General features: G+C 68.4%; 18 protein-coding genes and 1 pseudogene. 15 read left to right on the top strand and 4 right to left on the bottom strand.

The features are described 5' to 3' along the window. Nucleotides 1-116: 116 nt before the first annotated feature. Nucleotides 117-323, bottom strand: coding sequence for a DUF397 domain-containing protein (locus AB0L06_RS41895; RefSeq protein ID WP_500237172.1), 207 nt, complete (start codon nucleotides 321-323; stop codon nucleotides 117-119). Nucleotides 324-337: 14 nt separating this feature from the next. Beyond that, on the bottom strand, nucleotides 338-1,186 hold the full coding sequence (locus AB0L06_RS41890; RefSeq protein ID WP_500237225.1) for a helix-turn-helix domain-containing protein: 849 nt from the start codon (nucleotides 1,184-1,186) through the stop codon (nucleotides 338-340). A gap of 301 nt (nucleotides 1,187-1,487) precedes the next feature. On the opposite strand from AB0L06_RS41890, the gene AB0L06_RS41885 reads away from it, so the two are divergent. The 15 genes and pseudogenes from AB0L06_RS41885 to AB0L06_RS41815 all read left to right on the top strand — a co-directional run. After that, nucleotides 1,488-1,760, top strand: a complete 273-nt coding sequence (locus AB0L06_RS41885) for a hypothetical protein (RefSeq protein ID WP_500237170.1) — start codon at nucleotides 1,488-1,490, stop codon at nucleotides 1,758-1,760. 1,023 nt (nucleotides 1,761-2,783) lie between these two features. Then, nucleotides 2,784-3,530, top strand: coding sequence for an ATP-binding protein (locus tag AB0L06_RS41880; RefSeq protein WP_500237168.1), 747 nt, complete (start codon nucleotides 2,784-2,786; stop codon nucleotides 3,528-3,530). 149 nt (nucleotides 3,531-3,679) lie between these two features. Beyond that, nucleotides 3,680-4,438: an SUKH-4 family immunity protein gene (locus AB0L06_RS41875; RefSeq protein ID WP_500237166.1), complete on the top strand. Its 759-nt coding sequence runs from the start codon at nucleotides 3,680-3,682 to the stop codon at nucleotides 4,436-4,438. 440 nt (nucleotides 4,439-4,878) lie between these two features. Next, nucleotides 4,879-5,229 carry a hypothetical protein gene (locus AB0L06_RS41870; protein ID WP_500237164.1) on the top strand — a complete coding sequence of 117 codons (351 nt, stop codon included), beginning with the start codon at nucleotides 4,879-4,881 and terminating at the stop codon, nucleotides 5,227-5,229. A 905-nt stretch (nucleotides 5,230-6,134) separates the two neighbouring features. Continuing rightward, a complete protein-coding gene (locus tag AB0L06_RS41865; protein ID WP_500237162.1) occupies nucleotides 6,135-6,728 on the top strand; it encodes an SAF domain-containing protein in 594 nt (197 codons plus the stop codon). Further along, nucleotides 6,728-7,525, top strand: coding sequence for a hypothetical protein (locus AB0L06_RS41860; RefSeq protein WP_500237161.1), 798 nt, complete (start codon nucleotides 6,728-6,730; stop codon nucleotides 7,523-7,525). The genes AB0L06_RS41865 and AB0L06_RS41860 overlap by 1 nt, the downstream gene beginning before the upstream one ends. Before the next feature lie 98 nt (nucleotides 7,526-7,623). Beyond that, the gene (locus tag AB0L06_RS41855) at nucleotides 7,624-8,991 is read left to right on the top strand and encodes a TadA family conjugal transfer-associated ATPase (RefSeq protein ID WP_500237159.1); all 1,368 of its coding nucleotides are present in this window, start codon (nucleotides 7,624-7,626) and stop codon (nucleotides 8,989-8,991) included. Between the two features lie 59 nt (nucleotides 8,992-9,050). Then, complete coding sequence (locus tag AB0L06_RS41850; RefSeq protein ID WP_500237156.1) at nucleotides 9,051-9,875, top strand: type II secretion system F family protein; 825 nt, start codon at nucleotides 9,051-9,053, stop codon at nucleotides 9,873-9,875. Beyond that, the gene (locus AB0L06_RS41845; protein WP_500237154.1) at nucleotides 9,872-10,723 is read left to right on the top strand and encodes a type II secretion system F family protein; all 852 of its coding nucleotides are present in this window, start codon (nucleotides 9,872-9,874) and stop codon (nucleotides 10,721-10,723) included. The genes AB0L06_RS41850 and AB0L06_RS41845 overlap by 4 nt, the downstream gene beginning before the upstream one ends. Before the next feature lie 13 nt (nucleotides 10,724-10,736). Further along, entirely contained in the window at nucleotides 10,737-10,940 is a 204-nt protein-coding gene (locus tag AB0L06_RS41840) for a hypothetical protein (protein WP_500237153.1), read from the top strand. Between the two features lie 47 nt (nucleotides 10,941-10,987). Then, nucleotides 10,988-11,356, top strand: coding sequence for a TadE family protein (locus AB0L06_RS41835; RefSeq protein ID WP_500237151.1), 369 nt, complete (start codon nucleotides 10,988-10,990; stop codon nucleotides 11,354-11,356). After that, entirely contained in the window at nucleotides 11,353-11,781 is a 429-nt protein-coding gene (locus tag AB0L06_RS41830) for a TadE/TadG family type IV pilus assembly protein (protein ID WP_500237149.1), read from the top strand. The genes AB0L06_RS41835 and AB0L06_RS41830 overlap by 4 nt, the downstream gene beginning before the upstream one ends. Next, on the top strand, nucleotides 11,778-12,200 hold the full coding sequence (locus AB0L06_RS41825; RefSeq protein ID WP_500237147.1) for a Tad domain-containing protein: 423 nt from the start codon (nucleotides 11,778-11,780) through the stop codon (nucleotides 12,198-12,200). Before AB0L06_RS41830 ends, AB0L06_RS41825 begins: the two co-directional genes overlap by 4 nt. After that, nucleotides 12,197-14,905, top strand: a complete 2,709-nt coding sequence (locus tag AB0L06_RS41820) for an AfsR/SARP family transcriptional regulator (protein WP_500237146.1) — start codon at nucleotides 12,197-12,199, stop codon at nucleotides 14,903-14,905. Before AB0L06_RS41825 ends, AB0L06_RS41820 begins: the two co-directional genes overlap by 4 nt. Nucleotides 14,906-15,083: 178 nt before the next feature. Beyond that, a pseudogene (locus tag AB0L06_RS41815) lies at nucleotides 15,084-15,285 on the top strand (IS3-like element ISMyma3 family transposase); the annotation flags it as partial. 37 nt (nucleotides 15,286-15,322) lie between these two features. Here the strand turns inward: AB0L06_RS41815 and AB0L06_RS41810 are convergent. Continuing rightward, entirely contained in the window at nucleotides 15,323-20,095 is a 4,773-nt protein-coding gene (locus tag AB0L06_RS41810; protein ID WP_500237145.1) for a tetratricopeptide repeat protein, read from the bottom strand. Next, nucleotides 20,092-20,550, bottom strand: a complete 459-nt coding sequence (locus tag AB0L06_RS41805) for a hypothetical protein (RefSeq protein WP_500237143.1) — start codon at nucleotides 20,548-20,550, stop codon at nucleotides 20,092-20,094. The genes AB0L06_RS41810 and AB0L06_RS41805 overlap by 4 nt, the downstream gene beginning before the upstream one ends. Between the last annotated feature and the right edge of the window lie 1,193 nt (nucleotides 20,551-21,743).

Raw genomic sequence — 21,743 nt, 5'->3', positions numbered from 1 at the left:
TGACGCCGGAGGTCTCGTGGACCGACTAGGAAATCGCTTTCCTGGATTCGCCGCTCAAGGGCCCTCGGCCCCCAGCTGGGTGAGAGGCGAGGGCCCTTCGATGTGCCAATGCCTCGTCAGGCTCGGCCGTGGTTAAGGTTCTTGATGCGGCGCGCGAGAGTACGCCAGCTGGTGGCATCAAGGGTCAGCTTCGGGCCGTCGGGGTCCTTGGAATCGCGCACGGCGACCACATCCGCCAAGTCGGCGAGCTCGATGCACTGGTCGTTGGCCTGAGCGCTACGGCTCGACTTGCGCCACTGTGCATCTGTGAAGTTGTGGGGCATGGGCTCTGCTCTCCCTATCGCTGCTCATAGGTCCGCGCGGCCGCTGAGATCAGTTCGAGGGATCCGGCCAGGTCGCGAGCTGCCGCGTGGAGGTGCTCGAAAGCGAGCTTAGAGGCGGCGATGTCTTCTTTGCGTTCAAGGTAGAGAGTGCCCGCGATCGTCTCGACGAACACTACGTCGGGGTCGGCCTCCTCTGAGAACGAGAAGATCCCGAACGATCCCGACATCGCCGCGTGCGGACCGGTGCTGAAGGGGACGACCTGAACCTGAACCCCCGGAGCCTTGGCGACTTCCAGCAGGCGCCGGAGCTGTCTGCTCATGATCTCGGGGCCGCCGATCTCGCGATGCAGTGCCGCCTCGTCGAGGATGACCCACATGTCGAGGTTGCCGCCGGTGGCGACGACCGCTTGTCGCTTCATGCGGAGTTCGACACGCCGCTCGACCTCCTCCTCGTTGTACTCCTGGCGGCTCTTGATGATCGCTCGTGCGTAGTCGTCGTTCTGAAGTAGCCCGGGGATCACGAAGGGTTCGAAGATCCGGAGTGAGACCGCGGATGTCTCCAGGTCAACGGCTGTCTTGTAGTTGCGGGACAGAATGTCGTTGAAGGGTTGCCACCACTCATCACGCCGTTTCGATTTTGACTCGCGGGCGAGCGCGATGAGGCGATCGCGCTGCTCTCCCGCAGGGACGCCGTAGTGATCGAGCAGGTCTGCGACATCACCCCAGCCGACGGTGATCCTGCCTGTCTCGATCTTGCTGACCTTGGCGCTGTACCACCCCAGGCGCGACGAGACCTCGTCGCCGACCATCCCGGCTGATTCACGGAGTCGCCGCAGCTCAGCCCCAAGTCGTCGTCGCCGCATGGTTGGAGATGGGTTGTTCCGGTTTGTGCCCATAGCCACCCTCCGATGTTCGGAGAATATTCTCGCTAGATGTTGCCCGCGGCCTGATTCTGTTTCACACTACTAGAAGTGTGCCTCACATCACTGATCGTGAGCGAGGAGACGTGGTCTATGCGTTGCCGCGCTTTAACCGGCGCTGCGGAACGCACTCGTCGGCGGCTTCTTGGAAGGCACTCGGTGAACAAGATCGCCGCGCGGTCAGGCATCTGGCCTAGGAACCCAGCCTGACCGCGCGGCCCAACCTCACGAAGGAGGTGCCGCCATGGTAGACGCGCCACGGGCGGTGAATGATGAGCTCAGCGACAGCAGGGTCGATCTGGGAGCCATGTGCCCGGGCTGGCACACCGAGCGAATCGGCGAACGGCTGCTCGCGCGCCGGCTGCGCGGGCTGTCGGACTACCAGCTTGATCGCGGCTGTCTCGAGGAGATCGCCGCAGGATCGGTCAGTGAGCTGGTGATCTTGTGCGAAGCGCAGAACCTGCTGGCCGAGCGGATTAGGTCCGCCGAGGCGATAGCGCAGCAGACGACGCGATGACGGCCACGGCCGGGCAGCCGTCGGAGTTGGCCGTGGCCGGAGTGGACAGGCCACTTGCTGAGTTCCAACGCTGCCTTCCGGCTAACGGGTTCAGTGCCAGGTAAGTGAGCGGAGCTGGTGATCAGCTGCCGCAGTCGGTACCTGTCGGCGCCCATGCGATCTGGCCGCCAACTGACAGGCTTCCTGCTGGCCGACCCCGCTGCTGAGCTGTCGTCCGCGCCCGCAGGGGCACTGCTTATCGCGCTGCCCGCTAGTCGTCGTGGTCGGTTGGGCTGGCCTGCCTCTCCATGTCCTCTTCGAGGGGCTAGCAGGCTCTGCCCACCGACCGCAGCCGCGAGCCTCTGGTTTCGACGCGCTGCTCGACCTGCGCGGGCAGACCGGGGGTAGCCCCGGCCATATCAGCGCTCGGTTCCCCGCCCAAGAACGAGGGCGACCCCGGCAGGTGTAGCACCACCTGCCGGGGCCTAGAGACCGGACTGCTAGGAGGTCCAGCCCCATGTACAACTCTACGAATCTCGCAGCCGTGAGGGGCGATCCAGTTCTGCACGGCCACGTCGTGGCGTTCAACCCGCCGCCATACGCGACGAACGCTCCCTGGTCCGTTGTCGAACGCGATCCGGACGAGGTCCTCGCCATCCTGCACCTTCGCTTCCCAACCCGCACTTTCTGGTTCGGAGAGCACTCTGGCCGCTACTGGGCGGTGCGCCGTCGCCCGCTGGGCCGTGATCGCCTGTGGGACGCGACTGACCCCGACGACCTCGCCCACCAGATCACCCAGGCCGAGGATCACACGCGAACGCCGACGGCCATGGTCCGTCTCCATCCGGCGATGCCGCGAGCCGTGCCCGAGCTCAAGGGCGCCCGTGCGTCCGCAAAGTTTCCCTCGTCCGTCTGCCCCTGCTCCGAATGCGGTGAGAGTCCTCGGCGTGCTGGATGGCTGGCTCGCCTGCTGCGGTGGAAGGGCCGCCAGGGGTGGCGGGGGCCGTGCCACTCCCACCGAGCCGATGTGAGCGGGAGGTCGCGATGACCATCAACCAGCCCGCCGACCTGCCATACGGAGGCGTCTGCGCATGGGCCCTGCCTGGCGACGACCGATGTGCGCAGGCGGCACGGACTCACCTCGGTCACGTCATGCGGACACTGCGCTTCGGCACCGAGGCTGTCGAGAATGCCCAGCTGGCGGTCAGTGAACTGGCGACCAACGCGCACCTGCACGCCTCCCGGACTTGCCCAGATCAGCCGGACAGCATGTCCGAACTGGCGGTGTGGGCCCGGATATGGCCTGCACCTGAGCTGGTGGTGAGCGTGTTCGACCCCGATCGCCAGACGCTGCCGCAGCCTGACGACGGCGACCTGCTGGCTGAGAGCGGCCGCGGCATGACGATCGTCGATGCGGTCACCAGCCGGTGGGGCTCACACCCGTCTCGTCCCCGGCTCGCCACCCAACACGTGTCAGGCAAGGCGGTGTGGATGGCGGTCTCGTTGCCTGCCGCCTGGCCGCGCCTCACCACGCCAATTTTCCCAGTGGTCGCCGCGCAGCGGCTGGCGATGAACCTGGCTGCTCGCGGTGTCCCGGCGCGGAGGGCCAGTGAGGCCACCGGGATCTCGCTGGTCGCGACGTCCAGCCTGAACGTGTGGGTGTGCCGCACGACATTCGCCTGGACCTCGCGCGGTGGCGTGCTCCACCGGCATCCGCACATCGATCTGCAGGAGACCGCCGAACACGTGGTCGCCACCTTGGAGCAGTCCTCTCGGCGCACCGCGCGCTGATCACCGATAGCTGCCTCGCCCAGCCCGGCGGGAGGGCTGGGCTGGACGAGGCGCACCCGGGGCGCAGACGCGGTGCTGCGAAACGCCGCCGCGTCTGCGCCCTGGCCATTCCGTCGCCATTGCCGATACCCGTGACTTGGAGAGTTCGCATGCCGGATACGCCAGACGACAGCCATGCCCGGCTGGTCAAATACGTTCACGCTGCCGCGAAACTGGCTGTGCGGGCCGATCACCTCGCCCTCGACCGGACTGGGCGCCGTCTGGCCGCCGACGGGGCTCTGGACCAGGCATCGGCCGAGTTTCTGCAGCAGGCTCCCAGGACGGTGATCGTGCTGGCCGCTGCACTCCACGCCATCCTGGACCTTCACCGTCCCTGGGCCGGCTCGCCCGATCCCGGCGCCGGATGCCGCGAATGCGGCACAAGCAAGGTGGCGGCCTGCCGAACCCTCGGGCGTATGGCCGATGTGCTCGGCGCTCACCAGCTGGACAAGTTGCCGTGCGTGGATGCCGCAGAGGCATGGCGACGCGCACACCCACGCCGACGCCCAGCCGATCGCGGTGAAGTCGTTTCCACGGTCACCGAGATCGCCGACGCCTATGTCGTCCGCAGCATGGTGATCGAGCCGCCGCCGGTACCCATCCGCGTTGAGCCGTCGTCCGAACGTGTGCTTCTGGTCGACAAGGTCACCGGCCAGGTGGTGATCTGGCCGCTCATGCCGCTCCCCGCTCTGGAACGCGGGTACTCCCGATACCGCCAAGGCGCCCGCACCATCTCGTTGATGCCGAAGCCACATTCCGAACGTGACCGCTGCGGTGCCCAACCTCACCGCGCTCTGGCCGCCAAGGTGGCGGCGCGACTTGGCAGAACGCTGCAGTTCGCCTGGAAAAGGCGGCGACGCGATGGGTGAGTCCAGCGTCCCGGGCGCCTGGAGGTGCCCCGTATCGCCGCCACCGCGTGTGCGCTGGACCGGCCGGTGGGCCTGGGCACTTGGGGCTGCTGGGAGGTTGCATCCTCGTGCTTCTTTATTGCGGTCTTGTCAAGCCCTGGAGGGACTCCTGGTTTGTCCTTGTCAAGGCAGAGGCCGCTTGCTTACGCTACTCATTGCACTCGCACGACTACTTAATGTCGTCTGGGGGATTGATGGCGGATCGGCGTGCTCTCGCTCGGAGGTGGGCTGCCCGAGGGACAGGCCTAGCTTTGCTTGCCGCTGGATGCTCGGCGCATCCAGCGGACAGCCGCACTGTCAGCAGCCCGTCCGCAAGCCTCTCGACTTCGTCAAAGGCGGTTGAACAGGCAGTCGTCGACGCGTACACAACGTACTGGTCGGTCTCGACCCGGGTGGCGACCATGCCGCTTGATCAGGGAAGGGCGGCAATCACTCCGTACTCCGAGCCCGAGCACACCGGTCAGCTTCTGGAAGGTGTCGCGAAATGGGGGCGGAAGGGGATCGAGCCGTCGGGCTACGTCGTTGCCCACGTGCAGTCGGTCAAGGTGAACGGTTCTACGGCTCGCTTGCTTGACTGCCAGGACGCCTCGCATGCCGCAGTTGCCAAAGCCAAGACGCACACAGTGATCTCTGGGACGACCGGCAGCGCGGATGTGCACATCGCTGCGGAGATGCAGCACGACCCGGACGGTCGCTGGCGGCTCAAGCAACTATCGATCCTGGAGAGCCCGTGTTCGGCACCACGTTCCTGACATCCGTCTTGCTGGTTGGGCAGGCGACTGTGGTCCCGGCCGTTTCCCTTGATCCTGGCCCTCGCCAGGGCGCGAAGACGGAGCCGTGGGGGTACCAAGCATTCGTTGAGGTCCCGGGATCGAAGCCGCACAGAGGCGGCAGCATCCAGGGCCACGTCCCAGGTGCCACGGACAACACTGAGACGCGCCCGACCTGCGTGGTGGAGCCTGGCACGACGACGACCGTGGACGTTTGCAGCCGGGACGTTTCGCCGGACGCGGCGGATCACGCTGCATCGATAGAGTCCGCCGCTGCTTCGGTGACACCGCAGGAGCTAGCGCAGGAGGCGCTTAGCCGCCTGGTGCTTCCAGCGCTCAAGGTGCAAACGGCGCCACCCCGGGGGCGGGAAAGCCTGGTGGGTTTGCGGGAGTTCTATTGGGCCGCAAAGTCGGGATGGCATCCGCTCACCGAACGGGCTGAGGCTGGTGGTGTCTGGGCGCAGGTCACGGCGACCCCATCCCACCTTGTCGTGAGGCCGGGCACCGACGCTTCGGTGACGTGCGACGGGCCGGGAACCCCTTTTGATTTCTCGCGCTCGCCAGCCTCACAGGACACCGGTTGCACCTACCTCTACCAGCGCTCTTCAGCGGGGATGCCCGGCTCCGCCTACCGGGTCACAGCCGAGGCCGTTTGGAACGCGACCTGGGTGGGCTCTGGCGGAGCTGGCGGCGCATTGCCTTCACAAACGAGATCGTCCAGCTTCCCGGTCCGGGTTGCCGAGGGGCAGGCATTGACCCAAAGGAGGTCGTAGTTGGGACGCACGGGGGTTCCGAGGGCACCCGTCGATTCGGCTGGAGGAAGGGGCGGGCCGCTGCAGGCGGGATCACCGCGACTGCCGTCTCAGCCGCGGCAGCACAGGCGGGCTGTGATCGCGGTGGGGGTGTTGGTGATGGCGGGTGGTGCACTGATCTCCAACCAGGCGGCATTGCGGTTGAGTGACCGTCATTCGGTAGTAGTCATGGCCCGTGACGTGGCGATCGGGCAGAAGATCGGCTCGGCGGACCTGGCCACCGTTGACGTCGGAATCGAAGGCCCGGTGGCAGCGGTCCCCGGCGAGCAGGCTGCCGGTCTTGCCGGCAGCTTCGCGGCCGTGGATCTGCGGCGGGGGACGATCGTTCCACCGGCGGCCATCACACGAGACCCGCGTCCTGCTGTGGGGCAGCAGCTTGTTCCGGTCGCGATGAAGCAGAGCCGCCTCCCAGCACGCGGCCTCAACCCGGGAGACCGGGTCATCGTGGTCGCCACCCCGGACGACGGCGGGAACGCTCCAAGCGAAAAGACACCGGTTCCGGGCGTCCCGGGCCAGGTCTCAGGGACGGTGGACCGGGTCACCGGCACGCCAGACGCGGACGGGCAGCTCGTCGTCGATCTGCTCGTGCCCAGCGTGGACGGTCCCCAGCTCGCTCAGCGTGCCGCTGATGGCAAGGTCGCGCTGGTCCTGGCGAGCCGGGGGCAGTGATGGCCCTGTACACGTTGATGTCGCCGGGGGAGTCGCCCGGTGTGACCACGACTGCGCTGGCGCTCACCTACTCCTGGAGCGGCCGTGCGCTGCTGGCCGAGTGCGATCCCAAGGGCGGCGACGTGCTGGCCGGCTTCCTGCGTGGCCGGATGGGGGCAGCGGACGCCGGCCTTCTGAATCTGGCGCTGTCGATCGCGCACGATCCGGATCCCGCGCGCCTGTGGAACAACGTCATCTCGCTCGACGGATCTGCTCGTGAGTGGCTGCTACTTCCAGGGCTGCGTGATCCGCGTGAGGCTGCTCAGCTTGAGGGAGCGTGGGGCCATGTCGGGGGAGCGTTCGAGGTGGCGTCCTCGGCGGGAGTTGACGTGGTGGCCGACATCGGGCGGGTCGGCGGAGCCGATACCCCGATGGATCTCGTCGCGGCGAGCGACATGGCGGTGATGCTGCTGCGTCCGACCCTGCGGCAGGTTACAGCGGCCAAGTGCCGGCTTGATGCGCTCGGGAGACATGTCGGGTCGGACGTGCCGGTGGCGTTGTGCCTGGTCGGCTGGGGTGAGTATCCAGCGCGTGTGGTGAGCGAAGCCCTGTTCGGACTACCCGTGATCGCCGAGATTCCGGACGACCCGCGTTCGGCCGACTTGCTGTCGGACGGTCGCGGGCACGGGCGTGCATCGCGCCGCATGCCGCTGATGAACGGTGTGGCCGGACTGGCGACGGCGATGCGCACACACGTGGAAGCCACGTCCGGTCGTGGAGACCAAGACGTCGCAGCCATGGCAGGAGGCAACTGGTGAACCCCAGACCGCCGCGTTCGACATGGCCGCCGTCGACGGTGAACACCCCGGCCCTGCGCGCGACCAGTCGCACGCCACCGAAACCAGGCGTTCAGCGGATGCCCCCGGACCCGCCGGACGCCGCCGACCTGACCGGCAAGGAGTTCCGGCGCGCGGTCGTGGCGATCACCCGGGCGGTGACCGATGACCTTCAGGACGTGGAGACGGTCGATGCTGAGGCGGCGCGTCCGCTCATCGAGGGGCACGTCCAGCGCTGGGCCCGTGATCGGCTCGTGGATGAGACACCGGTCGGGTTCGCCACTCAACGTCGTCTCGCCAACGCGGTCTATGACGAGCGCTTCGAACTGGGTGTGCTGACGCCTTACATCAGGGACGCGCAGGTGGAGAGCATCGACATCAACGCGTGCGATCAGGTCTGGATCACCTACAGCGATGGTGCCCGCGTGCAAGGCCCGGCGGTCGCGGCGTCTGATGACGACCTGATCAACATGATCCAGATGTGGGTGCTCCACAAGAGCTATAGGCCTCGTGAGTTCTCGACGGCCAGCCCGCTGGCCAACGCCGCACTGCTGCCGGGGGAGCGCGATGTGAGCGGCGTCGGTGTCCGGCTCAGCGCGGCGATGTCGGTAACCCAGCGCCCCTGTGTCAGCATCCGCTGCCATCGCCTCGTCGATGTCACGCTGGATGACCTGATGCGGTTCGGCACGGTCAACCGCAGCCTGCACGCGTTCCTGTCCGCCGCCGTCCGAGCCCGCAAGAACATCATCGTCACCGGCGGGACCTCCGCCGGGAAGACGACGCTGCTGCGCGCGCTGGCAGCGGCGATCGACCCGGCCGAGCGGCTGATCACTTTGGAGAGCGACTTCGAGCTGTTCCTGCACAAGATGCCCCGGCGGCATAGCAACGTGGTCGCCTACCAGGCGCGTCAGGCCAACTCCGAGGGCGCGGGCGCGATCACGCTGCACGAGCTGATCCCGGACGCGCTGCGCAAGAACCCGGACAGGCTCATCGTGGGCGAGGTCCGTGCGGACGAGATCATCCCGATGTTCGAAGCCATGAACACCGGCCACCCCGGATCGATGTGCACCATCCACGCCGACGGCACCGAGCAGATCTTCAACCGGATCGTCATGCTGTGGACGCGCGGCGCTGGCGGCGCGAGCACACCCGCCTCGGTGATCCACCTCAACACCGGCGAGACGATCGACTTCGTCGTCCACCTGCGCGTGGACCGCCGGACCAACCAGCGCGTCGTGTCCGAAGTGATCGAGGTGCTGCCCCCGGCCGACAGTGACCTGCCCGCCCGCAACCACATCTACCGGCCCACCGGACCTGGCGGACGCGCCGTCCCGCACGTTCCCCCGCAGTGCCTGGAAGACCTGCTCGAGGCAGGCCTGGACGCGGCGGCACTGGACGCTCGCGCCGCGATCTGGCCGCCGGTGGGTTCGGGAGGCGGTGGGCGATGAACGCGTCCGTCCTGCTGATCACCTTGGGCGTGCCCGCCGTGCTGGGAGGACTCTGGCTGGTGATCGCGGGCTGGAATGGCTGGAGCCCATCCCAGAACCGGCCCGCACCGACCGGGCCAAGACAGATGCTGGGCCGCCTGTCCGACCCGCGTTCGCTCCGACGTCTCCTCGTCGCCTGCACCGTCGGCCTGGTCGTCCTGGCGCTGACGAAATGGCCGGTGGCGGGACTTGCGGCGGCCGCGGCGTCGATCGTGGTCCCGCGGATCGTCAACAGCAGCACTGCCGGCGACCGCATTGGCAAACTGGAAGCGCTCGAGCAGTGGACGCGTCGACTCGCCGACATGCTGACGGCGGGGCGCGGGCTTGAGCAGGCCATTGAGTCCAGCGCCACCCGCAATGTCCCGGCCCCGATCGCCCCGCAGGTGCGGACGCTCGCCCGGCGGCTCACGGTGACGAGGATGCCGACTGAGCAGGCCGTCCGGCTGTTCGCCGAGGAGCTGGACGATCCGGTCGCCGATCGGATCGTTGCCGCGCTGATCCTGGTCGCCCGCCGCCGGGGGACCGGCGCGAGCGCGGTGCTGAACGGACTGGCTGAACTCGTCGCCCGCGACGTCACCGATCGCCGCGAAGTCGAAGCCGCGCGCGCCGAGCACCGGACCACCGTCCGCTGGGTCATCGGGATCCTGCTCGTGCTCACGACGGCGGCCGTGTGTCAACGCTCCTATGTTCAGCCCTTCGACACGGCGCTTGGCCAGGGCGTCCTGGCGGTGATCGCGGCGTGCTACGCCGGGGCGTTCACCTGGCTGCACCGGCTCGGCCGTCCTGACATCGGACGCCGCTTCCTGGCCGGCCCGCCCGCCTCCGCCGACCGGGAGGGGACATGAGCCTGCTCTCCCTCACCGGAGGAGGGCTGATCGGCCTCGGGGTGACCGTGCTGGTCAGCGAGCTCTACCCAGCACCGCCGCGGCTGGCCGACGCGCTGGCCCGCCTGGAAGGCGCCGCACCCGTCGAAGCGACAGGCCGGCTTCAGCAGCTCACCCGCTGGGTGAGCTTCCACGTTCCGCACGCTGACCTGGACGTCCTCGGGCTGCCGGTCGAGGCGTTCGTACTCAAACGCCTCGGCTACGCACTCCTCGGCCTTGTGTTCCCGACCTTGCTCAACCTCGCCTTCACACTCGCGACCGGCAACGCACTGGCGTGGCAGCTTCCGGCCCTGGCCGGGGTGCTTCTGGGAGCGGCGTTCGGCGTCACCCCGGATATCGCGGTTCGTCGCCAGGCGGCAGAACTGCGCCGCGAGTTCCGAGCCGCACTGTCCATCTACCTGGACCTGGTGGCGCTGGAACGCGCGGCCGGATCCGGGCCGAGCCAAGCGCTGCACGCTCCGGCGGACGTCTGCACAGGTTGGGTTTTTGAGCGTATTTCTGCCGTCCTGCGCCAGGCCCGCCGCTCTGGCGAACAGCCCTGGCGCGGTCTCGCCGAACTCGGCCAACGCGTCGGCGTTCCCGAGCTCACCGAACTCGCCGACATCGCAGAGGACGCCGGATCGATCGGCGCCCAGGTCCTGCCAACGCTGCTGGCGAAATCGCAGTCCATGCGCACCGCCGCCCTCACCGACGCCCGAGCTCGTGCCAACTCCCGCACCAGCGAGATGCCAGTGGCCATCGCCATGTCCATCGGCGGCTTCCTGCTGCTCGTCACCTACCCCGCCATCTACCGCCTCTTCATCGCATAGGAGGACCTCGGCCATGCTCCCCTGGGAACTCGACTACCTGGCAACCGCCGTCACGCTGGCCCGGGACCGCTGGCGTCGCCTCCGCGCCCAAGACCAGGGTGCGATGTCGGCCGAAGCAATGATCATCATCGGGATCCTGGTCGCCACCGCGGTCACTGCCCTGGGGATCATCGGCCAGAAGATCATCTCCAAAGCCAACTCGATCAACCTGAAGTGAGGCGGCGGAACTGGGCCAGCTGCTCGACGGTGGACGATCGCGGCGCCATGAGCGTCGAGACCGTGCTCGCAGTCCCTGTCCTGATGATGACGATCCTCGCGTGCACGCAGGTCTGCCTGTTGTTCCTCGCCCGCTCCATCGCCCTGGCAGCGGCCCAGGAAGGCGTCCGCGCGGCCCGTCCCGAACATGCCGCCCATAGGTCGGGTGGCTCGGTCGCGCAGCGCTATGCCGTCCAGACAGCCGGAGGATTCCTGCATTCGGTCACCGCGACCTCCCGCGCGGACGCGACCACCGTCCACGTCCGGGTCGGCGGACGAGCTCTGTCTCTCGTGCCGTTCCTGCCATCGCTACCCATCCACGCCGATGCCGCCGGGGCCATCGAGAAGTTCACCACCCCCACCGGATCGTCGCGATGAGCACCCTCACCGGCGACCGCGGCAGCGTCACCGCCGAAACGATGATTGTCCTCCCCATCGTCGTCCTACTCCTGCTGCTGGCCGTCGCCGCCGGACGAGTGACCCTTGCGCTTGGCACCATCGAAGCCGCCGCGCGCGACGCCGCCCGCGAAGCCTCCATCGCCCGCACTCCGTGGGCCGCCCGCCAGGCCGCCGTCACCGGGGCCCGCGCCTCCCTCACCAGCGGCGGCGTTCACTGCGCATCCACCGCCGTCGACGTCGAGACCGCCGGATTCGCCCGCCCGGCCGGCACTCCCGCGACCGTCGCGGCCACAGTCTCGTGCCGCATCACCCTCTCCGACCTCGGATTCCCCGGAATGATCGGCAGCCTCACCAAACGCGCCCACTCCATCAGCCCCCTGGACCCCTTCCGGGGGCGCACATGAGATGCCTGCGCGACGACCAAGGCTCAATCACCCCGTACGCGCTGATCTTCATCGTCATCCTGACCATGTTCATCGGCCTGGCCGTCGACGGAGGAGCCAAACTCCGCGCCGGATGGGAAGCCGTCGGCGTCGCCGAACAAGCCGCTCGCGCCGGAGCCGGCCAAATCGACCGCTCCGCCGCCTACGCAGGCAAACGCCTCGTCGTCGACCGAGGCGCGGCGACGCGGGCCGCTCAGTCTTACCTGAGCGCCACGGGACACCGCGGCAACGTCAGCGTCACTGGACCACGGACCCTTCAAGTCCGCGTGACGGTAACCAAACCGACCTGGATGTTGTCCGTCGTCGGGATCTCCTCGGTCACGCAGACCGCCGCCGCGACGGCCGACCTCGCGACCGGCGTGGAAGGGGAGCAACGTTGAGGATCAAGGCCACTCGAATCATCCGCGCCGTCCTCGCCCAGGCCCTCCTAGCCGTGCTGCTGATTGGCGCGCCACTCGGACTGCTCGCCGCAGCGGGCTCGCCCGTCCCTGGCCACGTTCCGGACCTCACCCAAGTCAGCGGACGGCTCCTGCGCCCAGACGACGGGACGCTGCTGCTTGATGCCCTGAAGCTCATCGCGTGGGCGGCCTGGACAGCCTTCGCCATTGCGGTTGCCACCGACATCATCGCGCGCCTACGAGGACTGTCGGCAGTGCCCAGGCTTCCTGGTCTGGGAGCGCCACAGCGCTTGGCGGCCAGCCTGGTCACTGCGGCCGTGCTCGGTGCCGGAGGGCCCGCAATGGCCTCCTCGGCGACCGCGGGCACACCACCGCCGGTCACGCTCACCACGCCGCCGCACGAACTTGCCCCGCCTGGCCACGTTCAGGCCCCAGCCTCCGCAGGGTTGGAGGCCCTTCGGCAGGGGGACGGCTACGAGGTCGAACCAGGCGATACCCTCTCGGGCATCGCCGAACACCACCTCGGCGATGCCTCCCGCTGGAGGCAGGTCTGGCATCTCAACCAGGACCGGCGGCAACCTGACGGGGAAGTCGCCAGCGACCCTGATCTGATCCGGCCAGGCTGGAAACTCCGCCTTCCCCACACGACGAACCCACGGCCCACCCCGCATCCCCATCCAGCGCACAAGGCCCCGCCGAGCCGGCCCAAGCCGTCGCCCTCTCCGGCCGCCGCGACGCGCCAGCCGGGGCCGACACCTGCTCCCGCAACCCCGACACGGACGCATCTCACGCCTTCACCCGAACGCGAAGATGTTCGTGCCCCGGTGGTCGCGCCGTTCCCGCGGATCCCCGACAAGCCTCCCAACGCCAAGCACACCCCCGACCACGACCAGGGGATAGAGCGGGGCTCGGGAAATGCTGTCAGCCTTCCGTCCGGAAGCATGCTGGCGCTGTCGTTCGCCGCCGGAATCACCACCGCACTCGCGGCCACCAGACTCCGCAGGCGCAGGCGCCACATCACCCCACCGGCATCGCACGGCGTCCAGATCACACCCGAGCCTGCCGCCGAACCCGCAGTCCACCACACCAGCCAAGCCCATCGCCGCCTCGAAGCCCACGACCCGGACTCCGGCCCGCCGCCGACCGACTACGAGCGGGTCCGCGCCGCCTTCACCATCAACGCCCTTACCCAGATCGCCGTCGGTGTCCGGCCAGACGGCTCCACGCTCGAACTCGACCTCAGCGGCCTCATACTCGGACTGGACGGCCCCGGCGCCCAGGACGTCGCCCGCGCCTTGGCCCTGGCCGTCCTGAACGACTCCGGCCATCATCGCGCGCGCCTGCTCATCGCCGCCGCAGACGCAGAAGCCCTCTTCGGCCCGGCAGCCCTCGGGCTCACCATGCCCGGCCTGAAGATCCTGCCGACCCCTGACGCTGTCGCCCAACGCATCACCCGCGAACTGCGCACCCGCTCAGCCATGGCCGCCAGCACTCACGCCAGCGGTATCGACGACCTTAGGGCTGGCGACCCGGGCGAACCACTACCCACCATCGTCACCATGGGCAGCTTCGCCAAGACCGGTCAGAACGTGGTCCGTGGCCTGCCCGACGCCGGATGCCAGGGCGTTGGATCCGTCCTGCTGCCTGCCCCTGTGGGTGCTCCCACCTGCACCATCAGCACGGACGGCACCGTCACCAGCGCCACCGGCCCCTTGGCCCACGTTCTGCAAGGCAGCACGCTGTTCCTGGTCACTGAGGACGACGCTCCCGAACTGCTTCGCATCATCAACGCAGGCGACGCCGCACTCGACCCCGAAATCGACGATGTGCCCGACGGCTCTCCCAACACGGACGAGCGCCCGATGTTCTCCGAGGAAGGCGACATCCTCGTCGCGTCCGGCAATGGCCCGACCAGCAGGGAACCTGCGCAGACGCAGCCGATTCACCTGCGTGTTCTTGGCCGCCCCCGTCTGGAAGCAGAAGCATCCGTCTCCCTCAGCGCCCGGGGCAAGGCGATGGAACTGCTCATCTACCTCGCCCTGCACCCCGAAGGCGCGACCCGCGACGAACTCTGCGCCGCCCTCTGGCCAGACATCGACCCTGGCGACCGCTTCCACAGCACCCTGCGACACCTGCGCGACGCGCTTCGCGACACCGTCGACAGCCCATCACGCTTCGTCTACGCCGAGTCCGAGCGATACAGGATCGACCGCACAGCGATCAGCGTCGACCTGTGGAACTTCCATGCAGCCCTCGCCGACACCCGCAACGCTCGCACCGACCACGAGCGCGTCTCCGCTCTCCAGCGAGCAAGCGCCCTCTGCCGGGGCGAACTGGCCGAAGGCGCCTACTACGAGTGGCTTGACGAGCACCGCTACCCGGCCACCCGCGCCCAATGCGACGCGCTGGTTCAGCTCGCCGAACTCTCCGAATCCGAGGGGCCTGAAGGAGCGCTCCAGATGCTGGAGTCTGCGCGCGATCTAGACCCCGACAACGAGGAGGTCTACCGCCGCATCATCCAGATCCAGGTTGGCCTCGGTCGCACCGACGCAGCGAAACGAACGCTCCACCTTCTCCGCAAGCGGCTGCACGAGATCGGCCTGGAACCCGAACGCGAAACACTCGCCCTCCTTGAAACGACCCGCCACACTCGCCATCAGCCGGGAGTGTCTGGACGCCCACGCTGATGATCCAGAGCACAGGCTTCCAGTGAAGGACCTGATGGCTGGGCACTGGCGCGAGGCGAACCATCCGCCGGAAGACCCTGAACCGCGTCGGCTCTGATGGAGGCTCGATTCCCTGAGAAGAACGAGCCAAGGCACGTCCGTCCCCTACCCTCCTGAGCTTCGTGAGCGTGCGGTCCGCATGCTCGCGGAAGTGCGTCAGAACTACCCAGCGAGTGGTCGGCGATGAAGGCCGTCGCCGCCAAGCTGGGGGCAAAACGACGGAGACGGCGCGTTCGTGGGCGCGGAAATCCGAGATCGACGCCGGGCAGCGGCCGGGCGTGACCACAGCTGAGGCTGAGGAGATCAAGCGCCTGCTCGCGGAGAACACCGAGTTGCGGCGGTTGGACACGCCGTAGGCGCCGCTGGACACGAACGCGGTTAGCGGCCGCCGGGCGCGTTCCGCAGGCGGCTCGCCGCCTTGTCCGCCTGCTCAATCGCGATCTGCGCTTGGCCGTGCAGGCCCGCCCTGACGAGGCACTCCGCCGCTCGCTTGTTGACGGGCAGGGCCTGGGCGTACCGTCCCGTGTCCACGAGGATCGCGCCGAGGAGCATCAGCGTGACTCCCTCCTCGATGTCGTCGTTGAGGCGGCGGGCGAGCTCGGCGGACTGTTTGAGCACAGGTATCGCCTCCTCGTAGTGCTCGGGTCCGGCCGCCATCAGCGCCCTGCCCAGGACGTCGAGGGCCTTTTGCTCGTATTTCGGAGAGTCTGCCGCCCCGAGAACGGCCAAGGACTCGCGCCCCGCCTCGATCCCTTTGTCGGGGCTGCCCGCCTCGATCAACGCCCAAGCAAGGTTGGCCAGGGCCACTGCGCCGCTGACCGGGTCTCCTCCCAGCTTGTAGCACTCGGCCGCGCGCTGGAATGCGGTGATCCGTTCGGCGGTCGAACCCGGTGTCCGGGCGGCGGTCAACTTGGCCGCGAAGGTGAACAGGGCCCGGGCCTCGCCGAACAGGACCGGCTTCTGCAGGGACTCGGCACCCGTGACGCGGAGCAGGCCGTAGCAGCGGCGGTAGAGCGCGGCGGCCTCGCGGAGGCTGCCGACGGCGGCCGTGGAGTCGCCCAGGCTGAACAGTGCCCGGCTCTCGCCTTCCGGATCGGCGGTCGCACTGAAGTAGGCGACCGAGCGGGTCAGCGGTGCGATCGCGTCGGCGGGGCGGTCGATCGCGTTGAGCGCCATCCCCAACCGGATCAGGGCGTCCGCCTCGCCCCAGTCGTCGCCGAGCGCTCGGTAGGCGGCTGCCGAGCGCTCCGCAGCGATTGCAGCCTCGGCGAATCGGCGTGCCGTCAATAGCTCGAGGCTGGCGTCCTTCGGTGGGTTGTTCCGGTGGAGGGCAGCGCGCAGGATGTGCAGCGCGAAGTCTGAGCCGCTGGCGTCGCCCTCGGCGATGAACAGCTCGCGGGCACGGCGGGCTTGGGCGGCTCCGGACGTGAACTTCCCGGATTCCTTGAGCGCGGCGGCCAGGCCGACCCTCGCATTGGCTTCGCCGGGGGCGTTCCCCAAGTCGGCGCAGATCTCGGCGGCGGCCTCGAAAGCCGGTACGGCTGCCTCCGGCCGGTGATTGGCGAAGCTCTGCATGCCGACCTGGTAGAGCGCGGCCTGCTCATCGGCCCGCCGCCCGCACTGCCGCCACTTCTGTGCGGCGCGCTTGTATGCCGCGGCGGAAGATTCCTTCTGGCCGAGGGAACCAAGCGCCTGGCCGAGATTGTTCAGCGCGGCCGCTTCGTGGTCGGCGAGAGCCGGATCGTCCAGCTCCCCGAAGATCGCGATTGCTTCGCGGAGAGGAGGCAGGCACTCCTGGATCCGCTCGTCATCTAGCAGTGCGACGCCGCAGTACGACAGCGCTTGGGCCTCGCTCTCCCCGTCCCCTGCCGAGCGAGACGCGGCAATCACCCGCTCCGCCAGCGCTATGCTCTCCGTCCGCCTGCCCCCTTCGATCATGTGGCCGCAGCGCCGCAGGTGGGCCCGGCGTATCTCGTTGCTGTTCCCAAGCTGCTCGAACAGGACCCCCGCCTGCCGCTGAGCGGTCGCCGCCTCATCGAACCTTCCGACGGCGGCCAGGGCGTCGGCGAGCGTTTCAAGGGCGTCGGCCTCAGCGCGGGGCCTGCCGCTGTCCTCGTGCTCGCCGCGCCCCTTCTCCCGGTCGGCGTTCGCCGCCAGCCGCAGTACCTCGATCGCCTCGTCGGTCTCGCCCGCGTTGAGCAGCGCCCGGCCGAGGTTGTAGAGGGGAGCGCCCTCGGTGTCGGGATGGCTGAGCTCGGCGAATAGGCCGCGCGCCAGCCGGGCTGCTGTGACCGCCTCCTGGTGACGGCCCGCGCCGATCAGCATCGAGCTGAGGTTCGTCAGCGCCGCCGCCTCAAAATCTCGGTTGCCGAGCTCGCGGTAGAGCTGGACCACGCGCTCGTTCAAGGCGATGGCCTCCTCGCGGTCGACGTGCTCCAGATGAACGCTGAGGTTGGTCAGTGCCACGACCTCGCTCTCACGGTCGCCGAGCTCGGCGTAGAGCTGCGCGGCTCGCCTGCCGACGGCCACGACATCCTGCGGATTGCTCCACCTCGCGGCAGTCAGGTTGAGCAGGAGGCGGGCCTGGTTCGCCCGGTCACCGAGGTCCTCATAGAGCCCTGCCAGGCGGTGGATGCGGCGCCAATACGCCTGCTCCTCCTCGCTGGTCCCTGCCTCGCGCCGGTCCTCGTCCAGACGGACGACCTCATCCAGACGGACGGCCTCATCCAGCGCTGCGACGGCCTCGTCCTTGCGCCCGGCCTTGAGCAGCAGCCCGCCGTGGCCGGCCAGGGCCTTCACCAGGACGGGGCGATGGAGCACTGGGTCGATCTCGGCGAGCTGCCGAGCGAGCTGGACGGCCTCCTCCGACCGCTGGAGGGCCTCGGGTACCGAGCCGAGGTGGCCGAGCATCATGCCGGAGTTCAGCAGGACGAGCACCAGAGCCGGACGGTACGCGGCCGGGTTGGCGGAGGCGAGGCGGCGGTAGGCACCGATCGCCTCGTCGGTCGCGGCCAGTGCCTCGGCGTGCCGTCCGAGGGCGTGGAGGGGCCGACCGAGGTTGGTCGCCGATCCGGCGAGGAGGTGGAGGTGTTCCGCCGGCCAGGTCATGGCCAGGTCGCGGCTGATCTCGACCGCCATCCCCGCCGCCGCCAGGGCCTCCTCGTGCCGGTCCGCACCGCTCAGCAGCGCACCATGGTCGTTGTGGGCGACAGCCAGGTCCGGAAGGTGGACGGGGTCGGCGTCGGCGAGGCGGCGGCGGATCTCGACGGCCTCCGCGGCGGCGATCAGCCCGTCGTCAGCCAGGCCCTGGTCGGTGAGGCGGCTCGCGAGGTTCAGCAGGGAGGTCGCGAGGGTGCCGGCGTGTTCAGGCGCCGACTCCGACAGGCCTCGGTGGATCGCGACCGACTGGCGTGCCTGGACGAGCGCCTCCCGCGAACGCCCGTGGTGCGACAGGGTGTCGGCCAGGAAGTCGAGCTCCATCGCCAGGGGAGGGAGGTACCGTTGGTCGGTGTCGGCGAGCCGCCGGTAGATCCGCACGGCCTCCTCCGCGTCGGACAGAGCCTCGCTCCACAACCCCGCCCTCGACCGGCGCCTGCCGACCCTTGCATGCAGGTGGGCGCGGTGTTGCGGGTCGGTGGTGTGGCTGAGCCGGTGCGCGGTCAGCCGCTCGGCGACGTGCAGGGCGCCGATGTCGAGGTCGATGTGCTCGTGCTCGGGGAGCAGCGGCTCGATTGCCTGGAGGACGGCCAGCAGGTCCGGGTCGAGCGTGCGGTCAGCGGCGCCGATCTCCGCGATTGCGGTCAGGGCGGCGCTGCCCGCGCCGACGGCGGTGGCCGGTCGGTCCTTGACCAGGGGGTACAGGACCGAGGTCCCGACATGCGGCCACCGGTCGGTGGCGGCCGCCAGGAACGTGAGGGTCCGAGGTGCGCAGGCAGCCGTTGCAGGGGACGAGAGCAGCAGACCCGGGACGCTTGTCGCCCATGGGTCGGGCTGGAACGCGCTGATCGTGTGCCCCGGGAGCATCAGGGCGAGGAAGTCCTCCGCCAACCGGTCCGGCAGCATCGGCTGTAGCACGCTCACGGCATCGGTCGACGGGTAGCAGCGCGCGTGGTCGACGCGGATCGGCCCGGCGTCGGCCGCGGGCATGACCGTGGCCAAGAAGGTGTCAGCCTCGGCGACCGTGACGGGGCCGGCGAGGATGGCCGTGAAGACGGCGCGTGCCATCACCTCGCCGGACGTCCGGTGGTCGAGGCCGCGGTCGGCGCTCTCGTACAGGCTCTGCCAGTTCTCGTGTTCTCGGCCCAGCAGGTAGGTGGTGAGACCGACCATGTCAGAAGGGGGCGTGCGGCCGAACGCGGCGGCGTCCACCGCGGCGAGCGCGGCCATGTGGAGGGTGAGGGTCAGGCCGAAGCCAGAGTCGGTGAGGACGGTGGGCGGGCCGATCGTCCCCCGAGCCTGCGGGTAGTGCTGGATGAAGCTGTCGCGTGCGGCATCGAACATACGCCTGCGGACGTCGCCGTCGTCGGGCAGCGGGGCAAGGAACTGGTCGGAGGTGTCGATGTTCTCCCGGAAGCGGTCGAGCGCCCCGGTCAGCGCGGGCCAGCCGCTCGCCGAGCGGCCGATGAGCAGGACACGGGCGGGCACCTGCCCACGCAGAATCCTGTTATGGAACAGCCAGGTCAGGTCGGTCTGCGACCATCGGTCGGCGTAGTCGACAACCAGCAGGACACCGCTCTTGCCGGCCAGACTCAGATCCTGGCTGCCTTCGGCGGGCGGGGCCCCGTCTGTGCCGTGCACGGCATCGACGACGAGCCAGCCGCGCGCTGCGGACTCCCGGGCGAGCTGTCCGGCCAGCCGGGTCTTCCCTTGACCGCCTTCGCCGTGCAGCCACCGCACCGCTAAGTGCGGCTCACCGTCCCGCCAGGCCCGCAGCGTCTGAAGCTCGCCATCTCTCCCGGTGAAGTCGACGACCTCGGCCCGCGCGTCCAGCAGCCTGCTCGGCTGCGCCCGCATCCACGCCGAATCGAGCTCGATCCCGTCGACCCGTCGTCGCAGCAGATAGACGGGCGTCCCGTCCCCGAACACATGGATGTCCGCCCCGACCGCCCCGTAGGCGAACCCGCTGGCGACCCGGATGCGCTGGGTCGTCATTCACGCGGCCCTTCGCGGTAGGTCCCGCTCTCGTGGTGGATGACGTTGCCGTGCAGAGCCGCATAGGCAGTGCCGTGATCACGCACGGCGACGTTCAGAACCGACGTCGCCTGCTCTCCGGCCAGCGCGGCCTGAAGCTCGGTCAACAGGTCGTCGAGTTCCGACTGCGCGTCAGGGTCTCTTCGCAGCAGCTGAGTCAACCTCAACTGCCAAGCGGGCGCGAGCATGCGCCGAGCTTCCTCCTGCCGTTCCGCCTCCTCACCGCTGACCGCGTCCTCATCGCTATCCAGCAACTGGATCACCGCCGAGGCATCCTCACCGCCACGGGCGAACAGCCTGGCTATGCCCGCACGCGCCGTAGCGAAAAGGCCGGTAGCGAACGCCCCGACCACGGCGATGGCGCCCTTTTCAGCCAAGCCGTTCAGTTCATCGACAGTCATCGGTAGGTCGGACATCCTGACTCCTGTTCCACCGCAGAAGAGAAGGCCGATTCGATCGTACGGCCACCTGGCCGCCCAAGGGAGAAAAACAAGCCGAGCACGCCTGGCGCACCGAGCAAGGAAGTTCTGCCAGGCCGCCAGGACCAGACCGAGCACGGTGGCGACAAGGCTGAAGACCGCTGTTCGGTCCCCTGGACGCCGAGCGCACCGAACCTGCTTAGGGTCTGCGCTGAGACGATCTTGGGCCGCCGATCTGACCGGACCCTCGCCACCGGTGGCGGGCGCTCCCGGTGGTCGCTGTTCGTAGTCGGTGGGGCTCTGCGTTCCTGGGGATGCCAGGTGAATTCTTGTCGGATGAGAAGGTCACGCTGTATCGGCGTGTTCCGTGGCGATCTAAAGCTTCTTTAGCCTGGATGAGAAGGCCGTGCCGTGCAGGAATCCTGGCCAAGTCCATGCCCCAGCCGCGTGCAGGGGCACCGTTCCCCGCGCCCTGTGCATATACGGACGTGCGAACAGAACCGGCGGCTGCTCGGGGCGGTTCAAGGCCAGGCGAGCCGCACTGCCAGCTCGCCCAGTTGACATTCCTTTGCCTCCCCCGTCTGCCTGCCTGGCCGGGGGAGCGGGCGGAGGGCTTTTGTCCAGGTCATCGGCTGTTCCCAGCCATGCCGACCTGCTCTCCCGCGTGGTGCCCTAATACCTCCCCCTTTCGCATCCTGCTCAGGTGGGTGGGTTGCCGGGTGCATTCGCCCAGCTAAATCACCTGCAAGGTGTCCTGCTGGGCGCTCCGACTGGCTGGGACCGTGGAGAGATAGAGGGCGGGGTGGGGGATGCGCCAACGTCCCGTCGCAGTGAATATTGGACGGGATGTTCTTTAATGTATTCAAGTCGATCTGAGGTGGTCTATTCGTTTGAATATTTCGCTGTCCTGAGGGCATCGATCGCTGTCAACCCTGATCGAATGGCGGGCGGCTGGTGGGTGGGGCCATTCGGCAGTCGCGGATCGTGGGTGAGTTCCGGGGGTGATGAAGGCGTGCCTGCCTTTCGGTCATAGAAGTACTCCTTCGCGCACACCTGCTTTCTGTGACCCGATGGAGGACAATTGAATCAGAAGGCGAAAGGGAGGGGATTCCGATGGATGTCGAAGTGATTCGTTGCCGTTCTTGTTTGTGGTATTCGCATCGCTGGCTGGACGTGACGCGCACCCTGAT

The organism is Spirillospora sp. NPDC052269 (genome assembly GCF_040679435.1).
Taxonomy (GTDB): Bacteria; Actinomycetota; Actinomycetes; order Streptosporangiales; family Streptosporangiaceae; genus Spirillospora.
The sequence above is the reverse complement of the archived record's forward strand: the minus strand, read 5'-3'. Positions and strand labels throughout refer to the sequence as shown.

Coding starts and splice junctions, on each gene's coding strand:
- AB0L06_RS41885 (WP_500237170.1), top strand. CDS start 1,488: ATGGTAGACGCGCCACGGGCGGTGAATGATGAGCTCAGCGACAGCAGG.
- AB0L06_RS41845 (WP_500237154.1), top strand. CDS start 9,872: ATGAGCCTGCTCTCCCTCACCGGAGGAGGGCTGATCGGCCTCGGGGTG.
- AB0L06_RS41890 (WP_500237225.1), bottom strand. CDS start 1,186: ATGCGGCGACGACGACTTGGGGCTGAGCTGCGGCGACTCCGTGAATCA.
- AB0L06_RS41895 (WP_500237172.1), bottom strand. CDS start 323: ATGCCCCACAACTTCACAGATGCACAGTGGCGCAAGTCGAGCCGTAGC.
- AB0L06_RS41805 (WP_500237143.1), bottom strand. CDS start 20,550: ATGTCCGACCTACCGATGACTGTCGATGAACTGAACGGCTTGGCTGAA.
- AB0L06_RS41860 (WP_500237161.1), top strand. CDS start 6,728: ATGGCCCTGTACACGTTGATGTCGCCGGGGGAGTCGCCCGGTGTGACC.
- AB0L06_RS41840 (WP_500237153.1), top strand. CDS start 10,737: ATGCTCCCCTGGGAACTCGACTACCTGGCAACCGCCGTCACGCTGGCC.
- AB0L06_RS41810 (WP_500237145.1), bottom strand. CDS start 20,095: ATGACGACCCAGCGCATCCGGGTCGCCAGCGGGTTCGCCTACGGGGCG.
- AB0L06_RS41835 (WP_500237151.1), top strand. CDS start 10,988: ATGAGCGTCGAGACCGTGCTCGCAGTCCCTGTCCTGATGATGACGATC.
- AB0L06_RS41855 (WP_500237159.1), top strand. CDS start 7,624: ATGCCCCCGGACCCGCCGGACGCCGCCGACCTGACCGGCAAGGAGTTC.
- AB0L06_RS41825 (WP_500237147.1), top strand. CDS start 11,778: ATGAGATGCCTGCGCGACGACCAAGGCTCAATCACCCCGTACGCGCTG.
- AB0L06_RS41870 (WP_500237164.1), top strand. CDS start 4,879: ATGCCGCTTGATCAGGGAAGGGCGGCAATCACTCCGTACTCCGAGCCC.
- AB0L06_RS41875 (WP_500237166.1), top strand. CDS start 3,680: ATGCCGGATACGCCAGACGACAGCCATGCCCGGCTGGTCAAATACGTT.
- AB0L06_RS41830 (WP_500237149.1), top strand. CDS start 11,353: ATGAGCACCCTCACCGGCGACCGCGGCAGCGTCACCGCCGAAACGATG.
- AB0L06_RS41880 (WP_500237168.1), top strand. CDS start 2,784: ATGACCATCAACCAGCCCGCCGACCTGCCATACGGAGGCGTCTGCGCA.